A 17,136-nucleotide genomic window follows, 5' to 3' on the forward strand; every position below is an offset into this window, starting at 1 on the left:
GGACTCATCTTTTCTTATCGCAAATTGGGCGTAGCCTTGACCTCCGCTGACAGGAGTTGCCCGATGACCACCCTCGCCGATTTCCCCATCACCCGCCGCTGGCCGCCGCGCGACGCCAGGGCGATCCAGCTCTATTCGCTGCCGACGCCGAACGGCGTGAAGGTCTCGATCGCGCTGGAGGAGATGGGGCTGGCATATGACGCGCATCTGGTCAGCTTCGAGACCCAAGACCAGATGACGCCGGAGTTCCTGTCACTGAACCCCAACAACAAGATCCCGGCGATCCTCGACCCCGAGGGGCCGAACGGCGCGCCGCTCGGCCTGTTCGAGAGCGGGGCGATCCTGATCTATCTGGCGGAGAAGAGCGGCAAGCTGCTGCCGGAGGCGAACCGCTACGAGGTGCTGCAGTGGCTGATGTTCCAGATGGGCGGCGTCGGGCCGATGTTCGGCCAGCTCGGCTATTTCCACGCCTATGCCGGCAAGGAGATCGACGACCCGCGCCCGAAGGAGCGCTACCGCGCCGAGGTGGAACGGCTGCTGAAGGTGCTGGACGGCGCGCTGGAAGGCCGCGAGTGGATCGCGGGAGAGTATTCCATCGCCGACATCGCCCTCTGCCCTTGGCTGCGCGGGCTCGGCGTCTTCTACAAGGCCAACGACCTGGTCGGCTTCGACGCGCTGAAGAACGTGCCGGCCTATCTCGAGCGCTTCCTCGCCCGCCCCGCCGTGCAGCGCGGGCTGGAGCAGCCGCCGCGCTGAGGGGGAGCCGCCCTCAGGGGCATCGAGCCCCTTCGGGCGGCATTGCCATGGACCGACGTCCTGGCGTACCTCCCGGAGTCTGCGGTTTCTCCTTGCGCAAATACTCCCCGCGGAGCGTCCGCGGCCGGCTGCGGGCGCCTCCGGCGGGAGTATTTTTTCCAAGAAGAAGCCCTGCCGTGCCGCGCCCGGCCTCCACCTTCCATGGCAATGCCGCTGGCGGGGGCTCTATGCCCCCGGCGGCGGCTCCCGGTTTGCGGGGGGGGGCCCCTGTCAGGGGCGGGGGGCGGCGGCGCGGGTCAGGCGGTCGTTGATGGCGCGGCCGAGGCCGTGCTGCGGGATCGGCGCCATGGCGATGCGCCCGCTCGGTCCGGCGCGGCGGTCAGCCTCGCGCAGCATGTGGAACAGGTTCGCCGCCGCCTCGATCAGATCGCCCGAGGGCGAGAGCGAGAGCGGCGCCGTGACCGGACCGAAGCCGATCAGCACCTCGCCCGGGTGTTTGCGCAGCGCCTCGAGACGCAGGCTGGCGGCCGGGGCGTAATGCGAGGCGAGCTGGCCGGGGGCGCTCGGCTTCTCGGCACTGCCGCCGCTGGCCACGGGTTGGCCGAGGCAGGCCTCGATCGCCTCCAGCGGCAGGCCGCCGGGGCGCAGCAGCGTGGGGGGGTCGAGCGCGAGGATGGTGGATTCCACCCCCACCGCGCAGGGTCCGCCGTCGAGCACCGCCTCGATCCGGCCCGAGAGCCCGTCGAGCACATGGGCGGCGCGGGTCGGGCTGATCCGGCCCGAGGGATTGGCCGAGGGAGCGGCGAGCGGGCCGCCGAAGGCGCGCAGCAGATCGCGGGCCAAGGGATGCGCCGGGATGCGGATCGCCACGGTGTCGAGCCCTGCCGTCACCAGCGGCGAGATGCCGGCGCCACGCAGCGGCAGCACCAGCGTCAGCGGGCCGGGCCAGAAGGCCTCGGCCAGACGCTCGGCCTCGGGGCCGATCTCGGCATAGGCGCGGGCGGCGGCAAGATCGGGGAGATGAACGATCAGCGGGTTGAACTGCGGCCGGTTCTTGGCGTCGAAGATCCGCGCCACCGCCCGGTCGGAACGGGCGTCGCCGCCGAGACCGTAGACGGTCTCGGTCGGAAAGGCGACGAGGCCGCCCTCCTGCAGCAGGCGGGCCGCCTCGGCGATGCCGTCCGGCGTGGCTGTGAGGGTCCGGGTATCGGGCATGGGCGTGACGCAGCGTTGAGCTTGAGGAGAAGGGCGCTTAGGATAGGCTTTCCGCCGACATACGTGGGCTTGGCGCGAATGCCAAGCCGCGCCTGCAGGAGAAGACCGATGCCCTATCGCGCCCCGCTCGCCGATTTCCGTTTCCTTCTGTCCGAGGTGGTGGGCTTCGCGCAGGTCGCCGCGACCGAGCGGTTCGCCGAGGCGACGCCAGAGACGGTGGAGGCGGTGCTGGGCGAGGCGGGCAAGCTTTGCGAGGAGGTGCTGGCGCCCCTGCAGCGGTCGGGCGACATCCATCCGGCGCGGCTGGAGAACGGGGTGGTGCGCACCTCGCCGGGCTTTGCCGAGGGCTATCGCGCCATCGTCGAGGGCGGCTGGGTGTCGATCGCCGCCAGCCCCGACCATGGCGGCATGGGGCTGCCGATGACGGTGACGACGGCGGTGAACGAGATGATGGCCTCGGCCTGCCTGTCGCTGCAGCTCAATCCGCTGATGACCCAAGGCCAGATCGAGGCGCTGGAGCATCACGCCTCGGACGCGCTGAAGGCGCTCTATCTGCCGAAGCTGGTGAGCGGCGAGTGGTGCGGCACGATGAACCTGACCGAACCGCAGGCGGGGTCGGATGTGGGCGCCTTGCGGACGCGGGCCGAGCCGCTGGGCGACGGCAGCTATGCGGTGACCGGGCAGAAGATCTACATCAGCTGGGCCGACAACGATTTCACCGGCAATGTCTGCCATCTTGTGCTGGCGCGGCTGCCGGACGGCGCGCCGGGGACCAAGGGGATCAGCCTGTTCCTGGTGCCGAAGTTCCTGCCGGATGCCGAGGGCAATCCGGGCAAGCGCAACAGCCTGAGCGTGGTCAGTCTGGAGCACAAGATGGGGCTGCATGGCTCGCCCACCGCCGTCATGGACTATGACGGCGCGGTGGGCTGGCTGCTGGGCGCACCGCATCGGGGGATGGCGGCGATGTTCACCATGATGAACAACGCCCGGCTCGGGGTCGGGGTGCAGGGCATCGGCGTGGCCGAGGCGGCGACGCAGGCGGCGCTCGGCTATGCGCTGGAGCGGCGGCAGGGCGGGGCCGGGACGATCATCGAGCATCCCGACGTGCGGCGGATGCTGGCGGTGATGAAGGCCGAGACCTTCTCGGCCCGGGCCATTGCACTGGCCTGCGCGGTGGCCATCGACATGGCGCGGGCCACGGGCTCGGCCGAGTGGCAGGCGCGGGCGGCGCTGCTGACGCCGATCGCCAAGGCCTATGGCACCGCGATGGGGGTGGAGGTCGCCGATCTGGGGGTGCAGGTGCATGGCGGCACCGGCTTCATCGAGGCGACCGGCGCGGCGCAATATCTGCGCGACGTGCGGGTGACGGCGATCTACGAGGGCACCAACGGGATTCAGGCGATGGATCTGGTGGGGCGCAAGATGATGGATGGCGGCGAGGCGGCCTTCCGACTGCTGCAGGAGGTGCAGGACGCCGCCGAGGTGGCGCGGCACGGGTTGCCGGATCTGGCGGGCGATGTCTGGAACGCGGCGGAAGCCTTGTGGGAGGCGACCGAGGCGCTGGTGGCGCAGGGGGCGACCGACCGCAATGCCGGGGCGGTGCCCTACCTGCGCGCCTTTGCCCGGGTGCTCGGAGCGCATTACCATCTGACGGCGGCGGCAGCCGACCCGGCGCGGCTGGCCTTGGCGCGGGTGGCGATCCGGCGGCTGTTGCCGGAGCATGCGGCGCTGCTGGCGCAGGTGCGCGAGGGCGCCGAGGGGTTGTTCGCGCTGAGCGCCGAGGATCTGGCGGCGTGACCGCGCCGATCCGCAGCCCGTTCGAACTCGCGCCCGACGAAGGCACGGCGACCGAAGTGGCCGAGGGTGTGCTGTGGCTGCGGCTGCCGCTGCCGATGCAGCTCGATCATGTGAACGTCTTCGCGCTCGACGATGGCGACGGCTGGACGCTGGTCGATACCGGCTTCGACAGCCGGCGCGGGCGGGCGATCTGGCTGCGGTTGCTGGCAGGGCCTCTGGGCGGCAGGCCGGTGAAGCGGGTGATCGTCACGCATTACCATCCCGACCATATCGGCCTTGCCGGCTGGTTTCAGGCGCAGGGCGCCGAGCTGGTGACGACGCGCACCTCGTGGCTCTATGCCCGGATGCTGGTGCTGGATCAGCATGCGGCGCCGGGGCCGGAGACGCTGGCCTTCTGGCGCGCGGCGGGGATGCCCGGGCCGATGCTGGACGAGCGGGCGCTGGCGCGGCCCTTCAACTTCGCCGATGTGGTGGCCCCCCTGCCCCTTGGCTTCACCCGGATCACCGAGGGCGACGTGGTCACGGCGGGAGGTCGCAGATGGGTGGTGCGGATCGGCCATGGCCATGCGCCGGAACATGCGACGCTGTGGAGCCTGGATGACGGGCTGGTGCTGGGCGGCGATCAGCTGCTGCCCTCGATCTCGGCCAATATCGGGGTCTATGCCTCGGAGCCGGAGGCCGATCCGCTGCGGGACTGGCTGACCTCCTGCGAGGGGTTCAAGCCGTTCGCCGAGGACGGGCAGCTGATCCTGCCGGGGCACAAGCTGCCCTTCACCGGGCTGCCGGTGCGGCTGGAGCAGATGATCGACAACCATCTGGGCGCCTTGGAGCGGCTCCGGGCGCATCTGCGCGAGCCGCGGACAGCGGTGCAATGCTTCGTGCCGCTGTTCCGGCGCGAACTGACCGGCGACGCCTATGGCATGGGGCTGGTCGAGGCGGTGGCGCATCTGAACTATCTGTGGCGCCGCGGCGAGGTTTCGCGCGTTGGGGGACCGGACGGGGCCTGGCTCTGGCGGCTGGCCTGAGGCCGGGCGGCAGAGCGGCAACGCCCCGGGAAAACTCGCGCTGCGGCGCGGAAGCACTGTCCGGCAGCGCGTGACAGGGAGGCGTGAATCAGCTAATGGCAAGCGAAGCAAAGAACAAGGGAACCGAACCGATGGCCGATCACTCGCACGACCAGCACGACCATGTTGTCGGCACGATGGATATCTCCGACCACGAGAAGACCTTTGCCGGCTTCATCCGCATGGTCACCTGGGGCGCGATCATCAGCATCGGCGTCCTGGTGTTCATGGGTCTCGCCAACGCCTGACCTCTCCCCGACAGCCTGATCCCGGCGCCGCGCACAAGGATGCCCCATGCGTAATCTCTTCCTGTGTCTGGCGCTTGCGCTGCTGGCCGCCTGCGGCGCCGAGCCGAAATGGTCTTCCGACGCCGAGGTGGCGCGGGCGACCTATGTGCACAACGGCCCGCCCTCGATCACGCTGTTCACCGTGGTCAGCACCACCAACGGCAGCGGCGCGCATTCGGGGCTGCTGATCAACGGCTCGCAGCGGGTGATGTTCGACCCGGCCGGGACATGGCGGCACCCCGCCCTGCCCGAGCGCAACGACGTGCATTTCGGCATCACGCCGAAGATGGTGGACTTCTACATCGACTACCACGCCCGCGAGACCTTCGATGTCTACGAGCAGACGGTCGTCGTCTCGCCGCAGGTCGCCGAGATGGTGATGCAGCGCGCCATGGCGAATGGCGCCGTCGGCAAGGCGATGTGCACCCACAGCGTCACCCAGATCCTGCGCGGCGTGCCGGGCTTTGAAGAGCTGCCCGCCACCTATTTCCCGAAGAAGCTGATGAACAGCTTCGCCAAGCTGCCGGGCGTGACCGGGCGCAAGATCACCGACACCGACGCCGACAACAACCACGGCGTGCTTCTGGTGCAGGCCGGCGACCCGCGGCTGGAATGATCAGAAGAGCAGCGGCGTGAGATAGAGCGCCGCCGCCCCGAGAAAGATCGCCGCGAGCACGTTGCGCGTCAGCACCCCCGCCGCCAGCGTCACCAGCGCCGCCGCCAGCCGGGCCGGGTCGGTCTCGCCCCCTGTCGCGGCGGGCCAGAGCACCAGCGGCGCCACCAGCCCCGGCATCACAGCGACCGGCGTGTAGCGCAGCAGCCGCAGCGCCCAGCCCGGCATCGCCCGGCTGCCGATCATCCCGAGGAACGAGAAGCGCAGCAGGAAGGTGCCGAGCCCGAGGACGATGATCACCGTCCAGATCTGGAGCGTGTCGTCGATCATCGCGCGAGTCTCCGTTCGGTCCAGATCTCGACCTGCGCGCCGGTGATCATGGCGGCGACGGCGGCGATCAGCAGGCCGGTGTTGTAGGGCAAAAAGGCCAGCGCCAGCGTCACCGCGATCGAGACGAAGGCGGCGGCAATATGGGCGGGCGTGCGCAGCAGGGGCGCGATCATCGCGAGGAAGGTGATCGGCACCGCGAAGTCGAGAGCGAACTCCGGCGGGATGGCGGTGCCCAGCACGGCCCCGGCATAGGTCGCGACATACCAGAGCGGGCAGATCGGCGTGACCGCCCCGAAGAAGAAGGCGACCTTCTGCGCCAGCGGCATGCCCGGATCGCGGTCATATTGCATCGAGCTGACCGCGAAGGTCTGGTCGACGAGGAAATAGGCGATCAGCGCGCGCATCCCCGTTGGCGCCTTGCCGAGATGCGGCGTCAGCGCGGCGGAATACATCGCCATGCGCAGGTTCACCGCCAGCGCCGTGGCCAGCACGATCACCGTCGGCGCGTCATCGGCCATCATCTGCAACGCGGTGAACTGCGCCGCGCCGGCAATCACCATGATGGAAAAGCCCATCACCTCGACGATGTTCAGCCCGGCCTCGGCCCCGACCACGCCGAACAGCAGGCCGAAGGGGACGATGACCAGCGCGAAGGGCGCCGAGGCGAGGCAACCGCGGAGATAGGCGGAGCGGCTTGGCGTCATGCGGGGACCTCGGCGGATGGGGTTTACGGGCGGCCTTGCAGGGCTTAGGCAATCTGATCTGGCGATGCAACGGGTGGTGGAGGAGAGCGATGCGGCTTTTCGGCGTGATCCTCGCCGGCGGCGAAGGCCGGCGGATGGGCGGGGCCGACAAGGCGCTGCTTCCCCTTGCCGGGCGGTCGCTGCTCGCCCATGTCCGCGACCGGCTGGAGCCGCAGGTGGAGGCGCTGGCGCTGAGCGCCAATGGCGATGCCGCGCGCTTTGCGGGCTTCGGCCTGCCGGTGCTGACCGACGCCGCGCCGCAGGGGCCGCTGTCGGGCGTTCTGGCGGCGCTCGACTGGGCCGCGGCGCAGGGCGCGGATGCGGTGGTCAGCGCCTCGGTCGACACGCCCTTCCTGCCCGGCGACCTCGTGCCGCAGCTGTGGCTGGCGGGCGATGGCGGGCTGGCGGTGGCGGAGTGTGGCGGGCGGCTGCATCCGACCTGCGCGCTCTGGCCGGTGGATCTGCGCGACGATCTGCGCGGCTGGCTCGCCTCGGGCGAGGCGAAGGTCATGGGCTTTGCCGCGCGGCATGGGGCCGCACGGGCTGGCTTTTCCGACCCGACCGCCTTCATGAACCTGAACACGCCGGAAGACATTGCGGCAGCGGAGGCGGCACTGAGGGCATGAAGGTCTACGGCATCATCGGCTGGAAGAACGCCGGCAAGACGGGGTTGATGGAGCGGCTGGTGGCCGAGATCACCGGACGCGGCTTCACCGTCTCGACGGTGAAGCATGTGCATCACGACGTCGATCTGGACCAGCCCGGCAAGGACAGCTACCGCCACCGCGCGGCGGGGGCTTCGGAGGTGGTGCTGGCCTCGGCGCATCGCTTTGCGCTGATGCGCGAGCATCGCGGGCCGGAGCCGGAGCTGACGGCGGTTCTGGCGCGGATGGCGCCGGTCGATCTGGTGCTGGTCGAGGGCTACAAGCGCGACGCCCACCCCAAGATCGAGGTGTTCCGCGAGGAAACCGGGCAGGCGCTGATCCAGCCCGGCGATCCGCTGGTGCGGGCGGTGGCGACCGACCTGCCGCTGGAGCTGCCGGTGCCGGTGCTCGACCTGAACGACACGGGCGCCGTGGCCGATTTCATCCTGACCGAGACCGGGCTGGCGGGCAGCGGCTTCGATACGGTGGTGGTGGTGGACTGGTCGGGCGCGGCGACGCCCTCGCCGCGCCGGCCCTCGGCGGATGCGATCTGGATCGGCGTGGCCGGAGTCACCGGCGAGACGGTCAGCTATCACCGGACGCGCGCCGATGCCGAGGCCCATCTGAACGACCTCTTCGCGCTGGAGGCGGCGGCGGGGCGGCGGGTGCTGGCGGGCTTCGACTTCCCGCTGGGCTATCCCGAGGGCTTCGCCCGACGGCTGACCGGAGAGGCGAGCGCGCTGGCGCTGTGGGACTGGCTGGCGGCGGGGATCGAGGATGCGCCCGACAACGCCAACAACCGCTTCGCGCTGGCCGATGCGATCAATGCAGGCTTCCCGGTGCAGGGGCCGTTCTGGGGACGGCCGGCCGGGCAGCCGCTGGCGCATCTGCCCGAACGCAGGCTCTGCGACCATGACGTGCTGGGGCTGGCCGAGCGGCGGCGGGTGGAGCGGACGGTGCCGCGGGCGCAATCGGTGTGGAAGCTCTACACCACCGGCTCGGTCGGCTCGCAGGCGCTCTTGGGCCTGCCGGTGCTGGCGCGGCTGCGGCAGCGCTTCGGCGCGAGTGTCTGGCCTTTCGAGCAGGCGACCGGCCCTCTGGTGCTGGCCGAGATCTACCCCTCGCTGCTCGCCCCGCAGGTCGCGGCCTCGGGCGACGAGATCAAGGACCGGGCGCAGGTGCGGCTTCTGGCGCGGGCGCTCTACCGGCTGGGGCGGGCGGGGGAGCTGGGGCAGTTGTTCGACGCCGCGCCCGACTGGCCGGGGCGGTCCGAGGAGGGCTGGATCCTCGGCGTGGGTCAGGCCGATCTGCTGCGGCGGGCGCTGGCGTGACGGTCTCGCTGCAGATGGGGCTGGAGCCGGAGCAGCGCGAGGCGGCGGCGCGGCTCTACTGGCAGGCCTTCGGCGGCAAGCTGGAGCGGGTGATGGGGCCGGAACCGCTGGCGCTGCGCTTTCTGGCCCGGGTGATCCGCGACGACCACGTGATCGCCGCGCTCGATGCCAATGGCGCGCTGGTCGGTGTCGCGGGGTTCAAGACGCCGCGCGGGGCCTTCGCCGCCGGGGGTTTCCGCGACATGCAGGCGGTCTATGGCCGCTTCGGCGGGGCATGGCGGGCGCTGCTCCTCAGGCTGTTGCACGGCGATATCGACAACGAGCGCTTCCTGCTCGACGGCATCTGCGTCGCGCGCGAGCGGCGCGGCGAGGGCATCGGCTCGGCGCTGCTGGTGGAAATCTGCCGCGAGGCGGTGCGGCGCGGCTATCGCGCCGTGCGGCTCGACGTGGTCGACAACAACTGGCGGGCGCAGGCGCTGTACCGCCGGCTCGGCTTCGTCGCGGTGCAGAGCCATGGCATCGGGCTGTTGCGGCTGGTCTTCGGCTTTTCCAGCGCCATCACCATGGTCCGCCCGGTCTGAACTACCAGAGCGTCGCGGGCCCACGGGTCTTCCAGTCGCGGTCGTAGGTCGCGCCGTCGAAGCTGCCCTCGGTCGCGTCGCGCAGCATGTCGCCGGCGGTGGGCAGGCCCTGCGACTGGTCGCCCGAGGTCCAGAGCTCGGCGCGGAGGATGGCGCGGGCGCATTGCGAATAAACCTCGGCGATGTCGATCACGATCACCGTGCGCGGCAGCTTGCCGTCGCGCTCGAACCGGCGGCGCAGCCCCTCGTCGGCGGTGAGCCGGGCGGTGCCGTTCACCCGCAGCGCATTCCTTGCGCCGGCCACCAGGAAGATCAGGCTGACCCGCCCGTCGCGGACGATGTTGCGCAGGCTGTCGATCCGGTCGTTGCCGCGCCAGTCCGGCAGGGCCAGCGTGCCGGCGTCGAGGATGGTCGCCACCGGCCCCTCGTCTCCGCGCGGGCTGCCGTCGGTGCCCTCGGGGCCGACGGTGGTGAGGATGCAGAAGCGGCTGCGGCCGAGGAAGGCGGCATAGGCATCGGTCAGCCGCGGCGTGACCTTCAGCATCGCCGGCTGCGAGGGGGCGCCGTAGTGCGCGTGCAGGTCGTCCAGAGTGTCGATGAAATCCATGGGTGTCTCGGATGGTCAGAGGGTGGCGGCGGCCTGGGCCTCGGCCAGCAGCCGGTCCGAAGCGGTCTCGATCTCCAGCTCCAGCCGGGCCATGAAGGCTTTCAGCGGCACGCCCGGCGGGATCGGCTCGAGGAACTCGATGATCGCGTTGCCCGGGAGGCGGTAGATGCCGTGGCGCGGCCAGAAGAAGCCGACATTGGTCGCCACCGGGATGCAGGGCTGGTTGAGCTGCGAGTAGATCAGCGCGGTGCCGACCTTGTAGGGCAGCTTCGCCTCGGGGGCGACGCGGGTGCCCTGCGGGTAGATCACCAGCTGGCCCGGGCGCTGCTCTCCGCGGTCGACATCGGCCAGCATCTTCTTGATCGCCGCGCCGCGCCGGCCGCGGTCCACCGGGACGCAGCCGATGCGCATGGCGTGCCAGCCCATCAGCGGGATCCAGGCCAGCTCCTTCTTCATGATGAAGCGGGGGGTGTCGAGGATGGCGAAGAGCAGCAGGCTGTCGAGGAAGGACTGGTGCTTGGAGGCGATCAGCGCCGCGCCGGTCGGCACCGGGCCGCGCACCTCGGTGTGCAGGCCCAGCATCCAGCGCGCCGAGAAGCGCACCCAGTTGGAGTAGATCCGCATCCAGGCGAAAGAGGCCCGCCGGGTGAAGAAGGCGGCGGGCGTGAACAGCAGCGCGATGCTGATGATCGTGATGTACATCTGGGCGATGAACAGCAGCGAGAGGATCCATTGCAGGGCGTAGCGCATCAGGTGAGCTCGTTCAGTTTGCGGAAAGCGGCGAGGCGGGTGGCGAAGAAGGCCACCAGCGCGGCGAGGGGCGGCAGGAGCAGCGGCAGGAGCCAGCCCGCCCCCTGGAACCCGAGCCCGGTGAGGAACCCGCCCGCCGCGTCGGCCGAGGGCAGGAGCAGGATGCCGAGCATACCCGCCACCGTCCCCGCCGCCGCGCCGCCCAGGGCGCGCAGGGTGAAGCGGCGGACGAAGGCGCGGGCGATGTAGACATCCCGCGCGCCCACCAGCCGCAGCACCCGGATCACCTGGGCATTGGCGGCAAGGGCGGCATTGGCGGCGAGAGTGATCATCGCGGCCATGGCGGCGAGGATCAGCAGCAAGGAAACCGTGCCGAGCAGCCGCAGCCGGCTGGCGGCGGTGGCCAGCGGCTGGCGCCAGCGGGTGTGATCGTCGAGCAGTGCGCCGGGGGCCTCGGCGGCGAGCCGCTGGCGCAGGCCCTCGCCGTCGTAGCCGTCGCCGGTCTCGGTCAGCTCCACCAGCCGCGGCACCGGCAGGCTGTCGAGCGGCAGGTCGGGGCCGAACCACGGCTCCAGCAACGCGCGCTGCTCCTCGTCGGTCAGGGCGCGGGCCGAGGCGATGCCGGGCGTCGTCGCCAAGAGGTCGAGCACCGCCTGGGTCTGCGCCGCCTGCTGGTCGGCGGGGGCCGAGATGCGGATGGTGGCGGTGCGGGCCAGCGCCTCGGACCAGCGGTCGGCGAGGCGACCGGAGGCGAGCGAGAGGGCCAGCGCGAAGACGGCGAGGAAGGTCATCGCTCCGGCGGTGAAGCTGGTGAGCCAGGCGGTGTGGCCCGAGGGCGGCACGACGCGGGCGGCGTGGCGGTCGGGGGTGGTGAGATCGGCGAGGATGTCGCGGAAGGTCACAGGTCGGCCCCCGCCAGCTGGATGCGCCGGTCCTTGATGCGCAGCACCCGCGCCGCCACCTGCTGCTTGGCGGTGCGGATCAGGTTCAGGTCATGGGTGGCGATCAGGATGGTCTTGCCCATCCGGTTCAGCTCCACCAGCAGCGTCAGCAGCCTGAGCGACATCTCCCAGTCGAGGTTGCCGGTCGGCTCGTCGGCCAGCACGATGTCGGGCGAGGTGATGACCGCGCGGGCCACCGCCGCGCGTTGCCGCTCGCCGCCCGACAGCGAGGGCGGCAAGGCGTCGGCGAGGTGGCCGAGCCCGACCCAGCCGAGCAGGTCGGCCAGATCCTGCGCCCCCGTGTCACGGCCCGAAACCGCCAGCGGCAGGGTAACGTTGGCGGCGATCGGCAGATGATCGAGAAACTGGCAGTCCTGATGCACGACCCCCACCCGCCTGCGCATCCGCGCCACCTCGTCGCGGTCCAGGCTGCGCACCTCGCGGTCGAAGATCGTGACCTGGCCGGCGGTCGGCAGGAGCTCGGCATAGCAGAGCTTGAGGAAGGTGGACTTGCCCGCCCCCGAGGGGCCGGTGAGGAAATGGAACGACCCCGGCGTCAGCCGCAGCGAGACCTCGGACAGAAGCTCTGCCCCGCCATAGCTGTAGGCGACATTGTCGAAGGCAATCACGCAGGGTCTCCGTTCGGGCGGCTGGGGTGCATCTGGCGTCGCCACCCGCAAAGGCTTGGAGAACAGCGGTATCATTGCTACAAGATGACGCAAAGACTTGAGTGATGGCGGCGGGGACAAAAGGTATGCGGCTTATTTGCCCGAACTGCGACGCGCAATACGAGGTCGCCAGTGACGCCATCCCCGCGGGCGGTCGCGACGTGCAATGCTCGAACTGCGGCCATGGCTGGTATCAGCTGCCCGAGATCATCGCCGCCGGCGCCGAGCCGCCAAGCTTCGGCGCCCCGGAGGAGCTCGGCTACCGCACCCCGCCGCCCCCGGCGCCGAAGCCGCCCCCGGTCGAGGCTGCGCCGGCCGTTGCGGAACCTGCACCCTCATCTCCGGAGCCTGCCGCTTCAGAGCCTGCCCCTGTTCCCGAGCCAGCCAAGGCAGAGCCCGCACCTGCCGAACCCGCCACACCGGTCTTCGCCGATCTGCCCGAGAGCGCGGAGCCGGCGGAGACGCTGGTGATCCCTGGGGCCGCCGAGGAGGACGAGGAGGAGGCCGCGCCCACCCCGCCGCCACCGCCGCGGCGCAGCCTCGACGAGAGCCTGCTCGCCGTGCTGCGCGAGGAGGCCGAGCGGGAGGCGGAGCAGCGCAAGGCCGAAGCGCCGCCGATCCCGCCTGCGCCCCCCCCCGCGGCCCAGCCCCGGCCCGCCGCGGCGGAGACCGCGCCGCGCAACCGCGACCTGCTGCCCGACATCGAGGAGATCAACTCCACCCTGCGCGCCAGCAACGAGCGGCGACACGAGGTCGACAACCTGCCGGCCCTCGCCGAAGAGCGGCCCAGCGGCTTCGGCAGCGGCTTCTTCCTGATGCTGGTGCTGGCGGCGGGTCTGGCGGCGGCCTATGTCATGGCCCCGAAAATCTCCGAGCAGATCCCCTCCAGCGCCCCGGCGATGCAGGCCTATGTCGGCGCGGTGGATCAGGGCCGGATCTGGCTGGACGGGCTGATGCAGCAGGCCATCGCGGCGCTGCGCGACATGCAGGGCTAGAACAGCTCCAGCAGCCGCCGCAGGTAGTCGCGCTCGCTCTCCGGCCGGGCCTGTTCGCCCGAGCGGCGACGGATCTCGTCCAGCAGGTTCTGCGCCCGGCGATAGACATCCTCGCCCTGCAACAGGTTGCGGTCGGAGCCGATGCGGCCGGAATCGCCCGGCTCGCGGCCCAAGGGATCGCGCTGGCTGTTCGGGTCGGCGCGACCGAAGGCCTCGCCCTGCGAGGCGCCGTCCTGCTGGTTCTGGCGCTCCTCGGCCATGGCCTCGCCCAGATCACGCATGCCCTCGCGCATCGCTTCCATCGCCTCGGCCTGCCGGTCGAGCGCGCCGGGCAGGTCGCCGTCGCGCAGCGCGCGTTCGGCCTCTTCCATCGCCCGGCCCGCCTCGTCAAGCGACTGCCGCCCGGCCTCGCCCCGCTCCGACCCTTCGCCGGGCAGGCCGTTCAGCCCGTTCAGGCGGTCGCGCAGCTCCTGCTGGCGCTCGGCAAGGCTCTGGCCGCCCTGCCCCGGCTGCTGACCCTGCTGGCCCTGACCTTGCTGGCCTTCGCCCGGCTGACCGGGTTGGCCCGGTTGCCCCTGACCGGGCTGACGGTTCTGCAGATCGTTGAAGGCGTCGTCGGAGAGTCCCTGCTGGTCGCGCAGCGTCTCGGCCAGATCGCGCATGGCCTGACTGCCCTCGCCCTGCCCCTGACCCTCGCCCTGCGCCACCTGCATGTTCTCCATGAGCTGACGCATCATCTCCATCAACTCGGCGGCCTCGGCCATCTTGCCCTCCTCCATCAGCTGCTGGAGCTTGTCGAGCATCTCCTGCAACTGGTCGGAGGACATCTCCATCGTCTGCTGGTTCTCTGACTGCTGCTGGTCGGGGTTGCGCTGCGCCTCTTCGGCCAGTTCCTTCATGTAATTGTCCAGCGCCTGCCGCATCTCGTCCATCAGCTGCTGGATCTCGTCCTCGGAGGCGCCGTTGCGGATCGCCTCGTCCAGCCGGTCCTGCGCCCGGCGCAGCGCCTCGAGCGCGGAGGCCAGATCGCCCTCCTCGACCATCAGCGCGATTTCCCAAAGCTGCTCGGCCATCTCGTCGCGCGCTTCGGGGGCGAGGGTCGCGGCCTCGGCGTCCAGACGGCGCAGGATGACGCGGGTGCGCAGATAGGCGCGCTCGTTGCGGAACAGGCCCTCGGGCTTGTAGGTGACGGCCTTCAGCAGGCTCACCGTCTCGGGCGCGTTGCTACGTGCCCAGAGCAGGTCGCGCCGCATCTCGATCAGCGCGGCGGCGAGCGGGTCGAAGAAGCGCTTGCCGGGAAGCACCACCTTCAGCGGCGCGGCCGCGCCGGTCTGGCCGGCGGCGTCGCTGGCCGAGAGGGTGATGGTGACCGGCAGGTTGGCGAAGGGGTGTTTCGACAGGTCGTCGACCAGCACCTCGGAGAAATCGGCCCGGTCGCCGGTGATCGGCAGCGGCAGGTCCAGCGTCACCGGGTCACGCGGCTCCGGGTTGGCGGCGAGGCCGAAGCGGCGGTCCACCGCTGCGAGGTCGAGCGCGATCACCGCCTGACCGCCGGTCACGCCGTAATCGTCCTGCGCGCTGAATGGCAGGTTCATCTGGCCGTCGGCCGCCCGCTCCATCTCGCCGGTGGAGCTGACCGTGGGCGGGGCGTCGGCCAGCGCCATGATCTCCCAGCTCCGGCCATTCGGGCCGTCGATGCTGATCTTGCCGCTGCGGGTGACGACGAAATCCTGCGCCGGGGCCGAGGCGGGCTCCGGCTGGGTGCTGCCCGAGACGGTCTCGGCCACGGTCAGGTCGCCAACCTCGCCATAGAGCCGCAGCTGGATGCGGCTGCCGACCGGCAGGGTCAGCGCGCCTTCCCTGATGTCGTTGAGATAGAGCGAGGGCTTGCCGGTATGGGCCGGGGGCTGAGCCCAGCCTTCCCATGTCGGACCCATCGCCATGGCGTCGGCGCCGCCCGGCCCCATGCCCGCGACTGAAGCGACGCGCCAGATCGAGCCGAACATCAACGCGATGACCAGCGCAGTCAGCGCGACATAGCGCAGGGCGAAGGGGTCGCGGCGGGCGAGCTTCAGATCGGGGGCGATGGGTTTCGCCGCCGCCGCCCGTGCGGCCATGCGCCGCAGATGCGCCTGCCAGACCGCGAGCGAGGCCGGATCGGTGGTGCCGATGGCCTGCGTGTCGGTCAGCGCCGAGATCGGCCGCCCCGACAGCGAGGCGTCGAGCCGGGCCATCGCCTCGGTTCTCGTGGGTCGGCGGAAGTTGCGGAAGGCATAGACCAGCGAGGCCGCCAGCCCGAGCAGGACGAGCACGGCCCCCGCCCATGCCGCTTCCAACGGCAGGGTGTCCTGCGCGCCGAAGGAGAGCACGGCCAGCGTGGCGATGACCAGCGTCCAGAGCGGCCAGAAGGCGCGGGCGATCCGCTCGGCCCAGAGACCGGCCAGCGTGAGCCGCATCGGCCAGATCAGCCGGTGCAGCGCCGCTTGGGTTGCCGTCTCGCGGGGATTGTCGGTCATGCGCCTCGCTCGGGAGCGGCTGCGCCGATCACAGCCACTCGGGGATGGTATCGCGGTTCAGGATTTCGTCAAACGTCGGTCTCGCCCGGATGACCGCAAAGTGATCGCCCTTCACCAGAACCTCGGGGATCAGCGGACGGGTGTTGTATTCCGACGCCATCACCGCGCCATAGGCCCCTGCCGAGCGGAAGGCCACCAGATCGCCCTCGGCCAAGGGCGGCAGCGGGCGGGCCTTGGCGAAGGTGTCGCCGGTCTCGCAGACCGGGCCAACCACGTCATAGGGCTGCGCCTCGATGGCGGGCTCGGGCTCGACCACCGGGACGATGTCGTGATGCGCGCCATACATCGAGGGGCGCACGAGGTCGTTCATCGCCGCGTCGAGGATCAGGAAGTCGCGGCCCTCGCCCTCTTTCACATAGATCACCCGGCTGACGAGGATGCCGGCATTGCCCGAGATCAGCCGCCCCGGCTCGATCTCGATCTCGCAGCCGAGATCGCCCACCGTTCGCTTGATCAGCGCGCCGTATTCCAGCGGCAAGGGCGGGGCGGAGTTGGAGCGTTCGTAGGGGATGCCCAGACCGCCGCCCAGATCGAGACGGCGGATGTCATGCCCCTCGGCGCGCAGGCGATGGGTGAGATCGGCCACCTTGAGATAGGCCTGCTCGAAGGGTTCGAGCTCGGTCAGCTGGCTGCCGATGTGCACGTCGATGCCGATGACCTCGAGCCCCGGCAGGCGGGCGGCCTCGGCATAGACCTCGGAGGCGCGGGCGATCGGGATGCCGAACTTGTTCTCCTTCTTGCCGGTCGCGATCTTCTCATGCGTGCGCGCGTCGACATCGGGATTCACCCGGACGGTGATCGGGGCGATCACGCCCATCGACGAGGCCACCTCGGACAGCGCCCGCATCTCGGGCTCGCTCTCGACGTTGAACTGGCGGATGCCGCCCCCCAGCGCCAGCCGCATCTCCTCGCGGGTCTTGCCGACGCCGGAGAAGACGATCCGGCTGCCCGGGACGCCCGCCGCCTTCGCCCGCAGGTATTCGCCGCCCGAGACCACATCCATGCCGGCGCCGAGGTCGCCCAGCGTCTTCAGCACCGCGAGGTTCGACAGCGACTTGATGGCGAAGCAGACCATGTGCGGCAGCGGGCTCAGCGCCTCGGTGAAGAGGTGGTAGTGCCGGGTCAGCGTGGCGGTGGAGTAGCAGTAGAACGGCGTGCCGACCGTCGCCGCGATATCGGCGAGGGCCACGTCTTCGGCATGCAGCGCGCCGTTGCGGTAAAGGAAATGGTCCATCTTG

18 protein-coding genes are annotated in these 17,136 nt (G+C 70.6%); 9 read left to right on the forward strand and 9 right to left on the reverse strand.

Annotated elements, in window-relative coordinates:
- Positions 1 to 63 precede the first annotated feature (63 nt).
- Entirely contained in the window at positions 64 to 756 is a 693-nt protein-coding gene (locus tag C5F48_RS03765) for a glutathione S-transferase N-terminal domain-containing protein (protein ID WP_107662571.1), read from the forward strand.
- Between the two features lie 270 nt (positions 757 to 1,026).
- On the opposite strand, the gene C5F48_RS03770 is transcribed toward C5F48_RS03765, so the two are convergent.
- Positions 1,027 to 1,971 (reverse strand): L-threonylcarbamoyladenylate synthase, encoded by a 945-nt coding sequence (locus C5F48_RS03770; RefSeq protein ID WP_107662572.1) that lies wholly within the window; start codon positions 1,969 to 1,971, stop codon positions 1,027 to 1,029.
- Positions 1,972 to 2,079: 108 nt separating this feature from the next.
- On the opposite strand from C5F48_RS03770, the gene C5F48_RS03775 reads away from it, so the two are divergent.
- The 4 genes from C5F48_RS03775 (at position 2,080) to C5F48_RS03790 (ending at position 5,735) form a co-directional block, all read left to right on the forward strand.
- Positions 2,080 to 3,768, forward strand: a complete 1,689-nt coding sequence (locus C5F48_RS03775) for an acyl-CoA dehydrogenase family protein (protein ID WP_107662573.1) — start codon at positions 2,080 to 2,082, stop codon at positions 3,766 to 3,768.
- Positions 3,765 to 4,793: an MBL fold metallo-hydrolase gene (locus tag C5F48_RS03780; RefSeq protein ID WP_107662574.1), complete on the forward strand. Its 1,029-nt coding sequence runs from the start codon at positions 3,765 to 3,767 to the stop codon at positions 4,791 to 4,793. Before C5F48_RS03775 ends, C5F48_RS03780 begins: the two co-directional genes overlap by 4 nt.
- 131 nt (positions 4,794 to 4,924) lie before the next feature.
- Entirely contained in the window at positions 4,925 to 5,080 is a 156-nt protein-coding gene (locus C5F48_RS03785; protein WP_107662620.1) for an aa3-type cytochrome c oxidase subunit IV, read from the forward strand.
- Between the two features lie 46 nt (positions 5,081 to 5,126).
- A complete protein-coding gene (locus C5F48_RS03790; RefSeq protein WP_107662575.1) occupies positions 5,127 to 5,735 on the forward strand; it encodes a hypothetical protein in 609 nt (202 codons plus the stop codon).
- Here the strand turns inward: C5F48_RS03790 and C5F48_RS03795 are convergent, their stop codons facing one another.
- The gene (locus C5F48_RS03795; RefSeq protein ID WP_107662576.1) at positions 5,736 to 6,062 is read right to left on the reverse strand and encodes an AzlD domain-containing protein; all 327 of its coding nucleotides are present in this window, start codon (positions 6,060 to 6,062) and stop codon (positions 5,736 to 5,738) included.
- Entirely contained in the window at positions 6,059 to 6,766 is a 708-nt protein-coding gene (locus C5F48_RS03800; protein ID WP_107662577.1) for an AzlC family ABC transporter permease, read from the reverse strand. The genes C5F48_RS03795 and C5F48_RS03800 overlap by 4 nt, the downstream gene beginning before the upstream one ends.
- Positions 6,767 to 6,855: 89 nt before the next feature.
- Here C5F48_RS03800 and mobA point away from each other — a divergent pair, with 89 nt between their 5' ends.
- From mobA to C5F48_RS03815, 3 genes are read left to right on the forward strand one after another with little or no spacing between them, the layout of a single operon-like run.
- On the forward strand, positions 6,856 to 7,431 hold the full coding sequence (mobA, locus tag C5F48_RS03805; RefSeq protein ID WP_107662578.1) for a molybdenum cofactor guanylyltransferase MobA: 576 nt from the start codon (positions 6,856 to 6,858) through the stop codon (positions 7,429 to 7,431).
- On the forward strand, positions 7,428 to 8,780 hold the full coding sequence (gene mobB, locus C5F48_RS25025) for a molybdopterin-guanine dinucleotide biosynthesis protein B (protein WP_111467475.1): 1,353 nt from the start codon (positions 7,428 to 7,430) through the stop codon (positions 8,778 to 8,780). The genes mobA and mobB overlap by 4 nt, the downstream gene beginning before the upstream one ends.
- A gap of 14 nt (positions 8,781 to 8,794) precedes the next feature.
- A complete protein-coding gene (locus C5F48_RS03815; protein ID WP_373454325.1) occupies positions 8,795 to 9,361 on the forward strand; it encodes a GNAT family N-acetyltransferase in 567 nt (188 codons plus the stop codon).
- 1 nt (position 9,362) lies between these two features.
- Here C5F48_RS03815 and C5F48_RS03820 read toward each other — a convergent pair whose 3' ends face one another.
- From C5F48_RS03820 to C5F48_RS03835, 4 genes are read right to left on the reverse strand one after another with little or no spacing between them, the layout of a single operon-like run.
- Complete coding sequence (locus C5F48_RS03820) at positions 9,363 to 9,968, reverse strand: MSMEG_1061 family FMN-dependent PPOX-type flavoprotein (RefSeq protein ID WP_107662580.1); 606 nt, start codon at positions 9,966 to 9,968, stop codon at positions 9,363 to 9,365.
- A gap of 15 nt (positions 9,969 to 9,983) precedes the next feature.
- A complete protein-coding gene (locus C5F48_RS03825; RefSeq protein WP_107662581.1) occupies positions 9,984 to 10,718 on the reverse strand; it encodes a lysophospholipid acyltransferase family protein in 735 nt (244 codons plus the stop codon).
- Positions 10,718 to 11,620 (reverse strand): cell division protein FtsX, encoded by a 903-nt coding sequence (locus C5F48_RS03830; RefSeq protein ID WP_107662582.1) that lies wholly within the window; start codon positions 11,618 to 11,620, stop codon positions 10,718 to 10,720. Before C5F48_RS03830 ends, C5F48_RS03825 begins: the two co-directional genes overlap by 1 nt.
- The gene (locus C5F48_RS03835; protein WP_107662583.1) at positions 11,617 to 12,288 is read right to left on the reverse strand and encodes a cell division ATP-binding protein FtsE; all 672 of its coding nucleotides are present in this window, start codon (positions 12,286 to 12,288) and stop codon (positions 11,617 to 11,619) included. The genes C5F48_RS03830 and C5F48_RS03835 overlap by 4 nt, the downstream gene beginning before the upstream one ends.
- A 125-nt stretch (positions 12,289 to 12,413) precedes the next feature.
- Between C5F48_RS03835 and C5F48_RS03840 the strand changes: the two genes are divergently transcribed.
- The gene (locus C5F48_RS03840) at positions 12,414 to 13,322 is read left to right on the forward strand and encodes a zinc-ribbon domain-containing protein (protein ID WP_107662584.1); all 909 of its coding nucleotides are present in this window, start codon (positions 12,414 to 12,416) and stop codon (positions 13,320 to 13,322) included.
- On the opposite strand, the gene C5F48_RS03845 is transcribed toward C5F48_RS03840, so the two are convergent.
- The gene (locus tag C5F48_RS03845; RefSeq protein WP_107662585.1) at positions 13,319 to 15,838 is read right to left on the reverse strand and encodes a TIGR02302 family protein; all 2,520 of its coding nucleotides are present in this window, start codon (positions 15,836 to 15,838) and stop codon (positions 13,319 to 13,321) included. The two genes, C5F48_RS03840 and C5F48_RS03845, sit on opposite strands and share 4 nt — an antisense overlap.
- Positions 15,839 to 15,866: 28 nt before the next feature.
- A complete protein-coding gene (gene lysA, locus C5F48_RS03850; protein ID WP_107662586.1) occupies positions 15,867 to 17,132 on the reverse strand; it encodes a diaminopimelate decarboxylase in 1,266 nt (421 codons plus the stop codon).
- Positions 17,133 to 17,136: the final 4 nt, after the last annotated feature.

It is taken from the genome of Cereibacter changlensis JA139 (assembly GCF_003034985.1).
GTDB classification, from domain to species: Bacteria; Pseudomonadota; Alphaproteobacteria; order Rhodobacterales; family Rhodobacteraceae; genus Cereibacter; species Cereibacter changlensis.

What these genes read in the sequence shown, in the direction of transcription:
- C5F48_RS03820 (WP_107662580.1), bottom strand. Translation starts at nt 9,968, where the DNA reads ATGGATTTCATCGACACTCTGGACGACCTGCACGCGCACTACGGCGCC.
- C5F48_RS03765 (WP_107662571.1), top strand. Translation starts at nt 64, where the DNA reads ATGACCACCCTCGCCGATTTCCCCATCACCCGCCGCTGGCCGCCGCGC.
- C5F48_RS03825 (WP_107662581.1), bottom strand. Translation starts at nt 10,718, where the DNA reads ATGCGCTACGCCCTGCAATGGATCCTCTCGCTGCTGTTCATCGCCCAG.
- C5F48_RS03840 (WP_107662584.1), top strand. Translation starts at nt 12,414, where the DNA reads ATGCGGCTTATTTGCCCGAACTGCGACGCGCAATACGAGGTCGCCAGT.
- C5F48_RS03785 (WP_107662620.1), top strand. Translation starts at nt 4,925, where the DNA reads ATGGCCGATCACTCGCACGACCAGCACGACCATGTTGTCGGCACGATG.
- C5F48_RS03815 (WP_373454325.1), top strand. Translation starts at nt 8,795, where the DNA reads ATGGGGCTGGAGCCGGAGCAGCGCGAGGCGGCGGCGCGGCTCTACTGG.
- C5F48_RS03790 (WP_107662575.1), top strand. Translation starts at nt 5,127, where the DNA reads ATGCGTAATCTCTTCCTGTGTCTGGCGCTTGCGCTGCTGGCCGCCTGC.
- mobA (WP_107662578.1), top strand. Translation starts at nt 6,856, where the DNA reads ATGCGGCTTTTCGGCGTGATCCTCGCCGGCGGCGAAGGCCGGCGGATG.
- C5F48_RS03845 (WP_107662585.1), bottom strand. Translation starts at nt 15,838, where the DNA reads ATGACCGACAATCCCCGCGAGACGGCAACCCAAGCGGCGCTGCACCGG.
- C5F48_RS03770 (WP_107662572.1), bottom strand. Translation starts at nt 1,971, where the DNA reads ATGCCCGATACCCGGACCCTCACAGCCACGCCGGACGGCATCGCCGAG.
- C5F48_RS03800 (WP_107662577.1), bottom strand. Translation starts at nt 6,766, where the DNA reads ATGACGCCAAGCCGCTCCGCCTATCTCCGCGGTTGCCTCGCCTCGGCG.
- mobB (WP_111467475.1), top strand. Translation starts at nt 7,428, where the DNA reads ATGAAGGTCTACGGCATCATCGGCTGGAAGAACGCCGGCAAGACGGGG.
- C5F48_RS03775 (WP_107662573.1), top strand. Translation starts at nt 2,080, where the DNA reads ATGCCCTATCGCGCCCCGCTCGCCGATTTCCGTTTCCTTCTGTCCGAG.
- lysA (WP_107662586.1), bottom strand. Translation starts at nt 17,132, where the DNA reads ATGGACCATTTCCTTTACCGCAACGGCGCGCTGCATGCCGAAGACGTG.
- C5F48_RS03795 (WP_107662576.1), bottom strand. Translation starts at nt 6,062, where the DNA reads ATGATCGACGACACGCTCCAGATCTGGACGGTGATCATCGTCCTCGGG.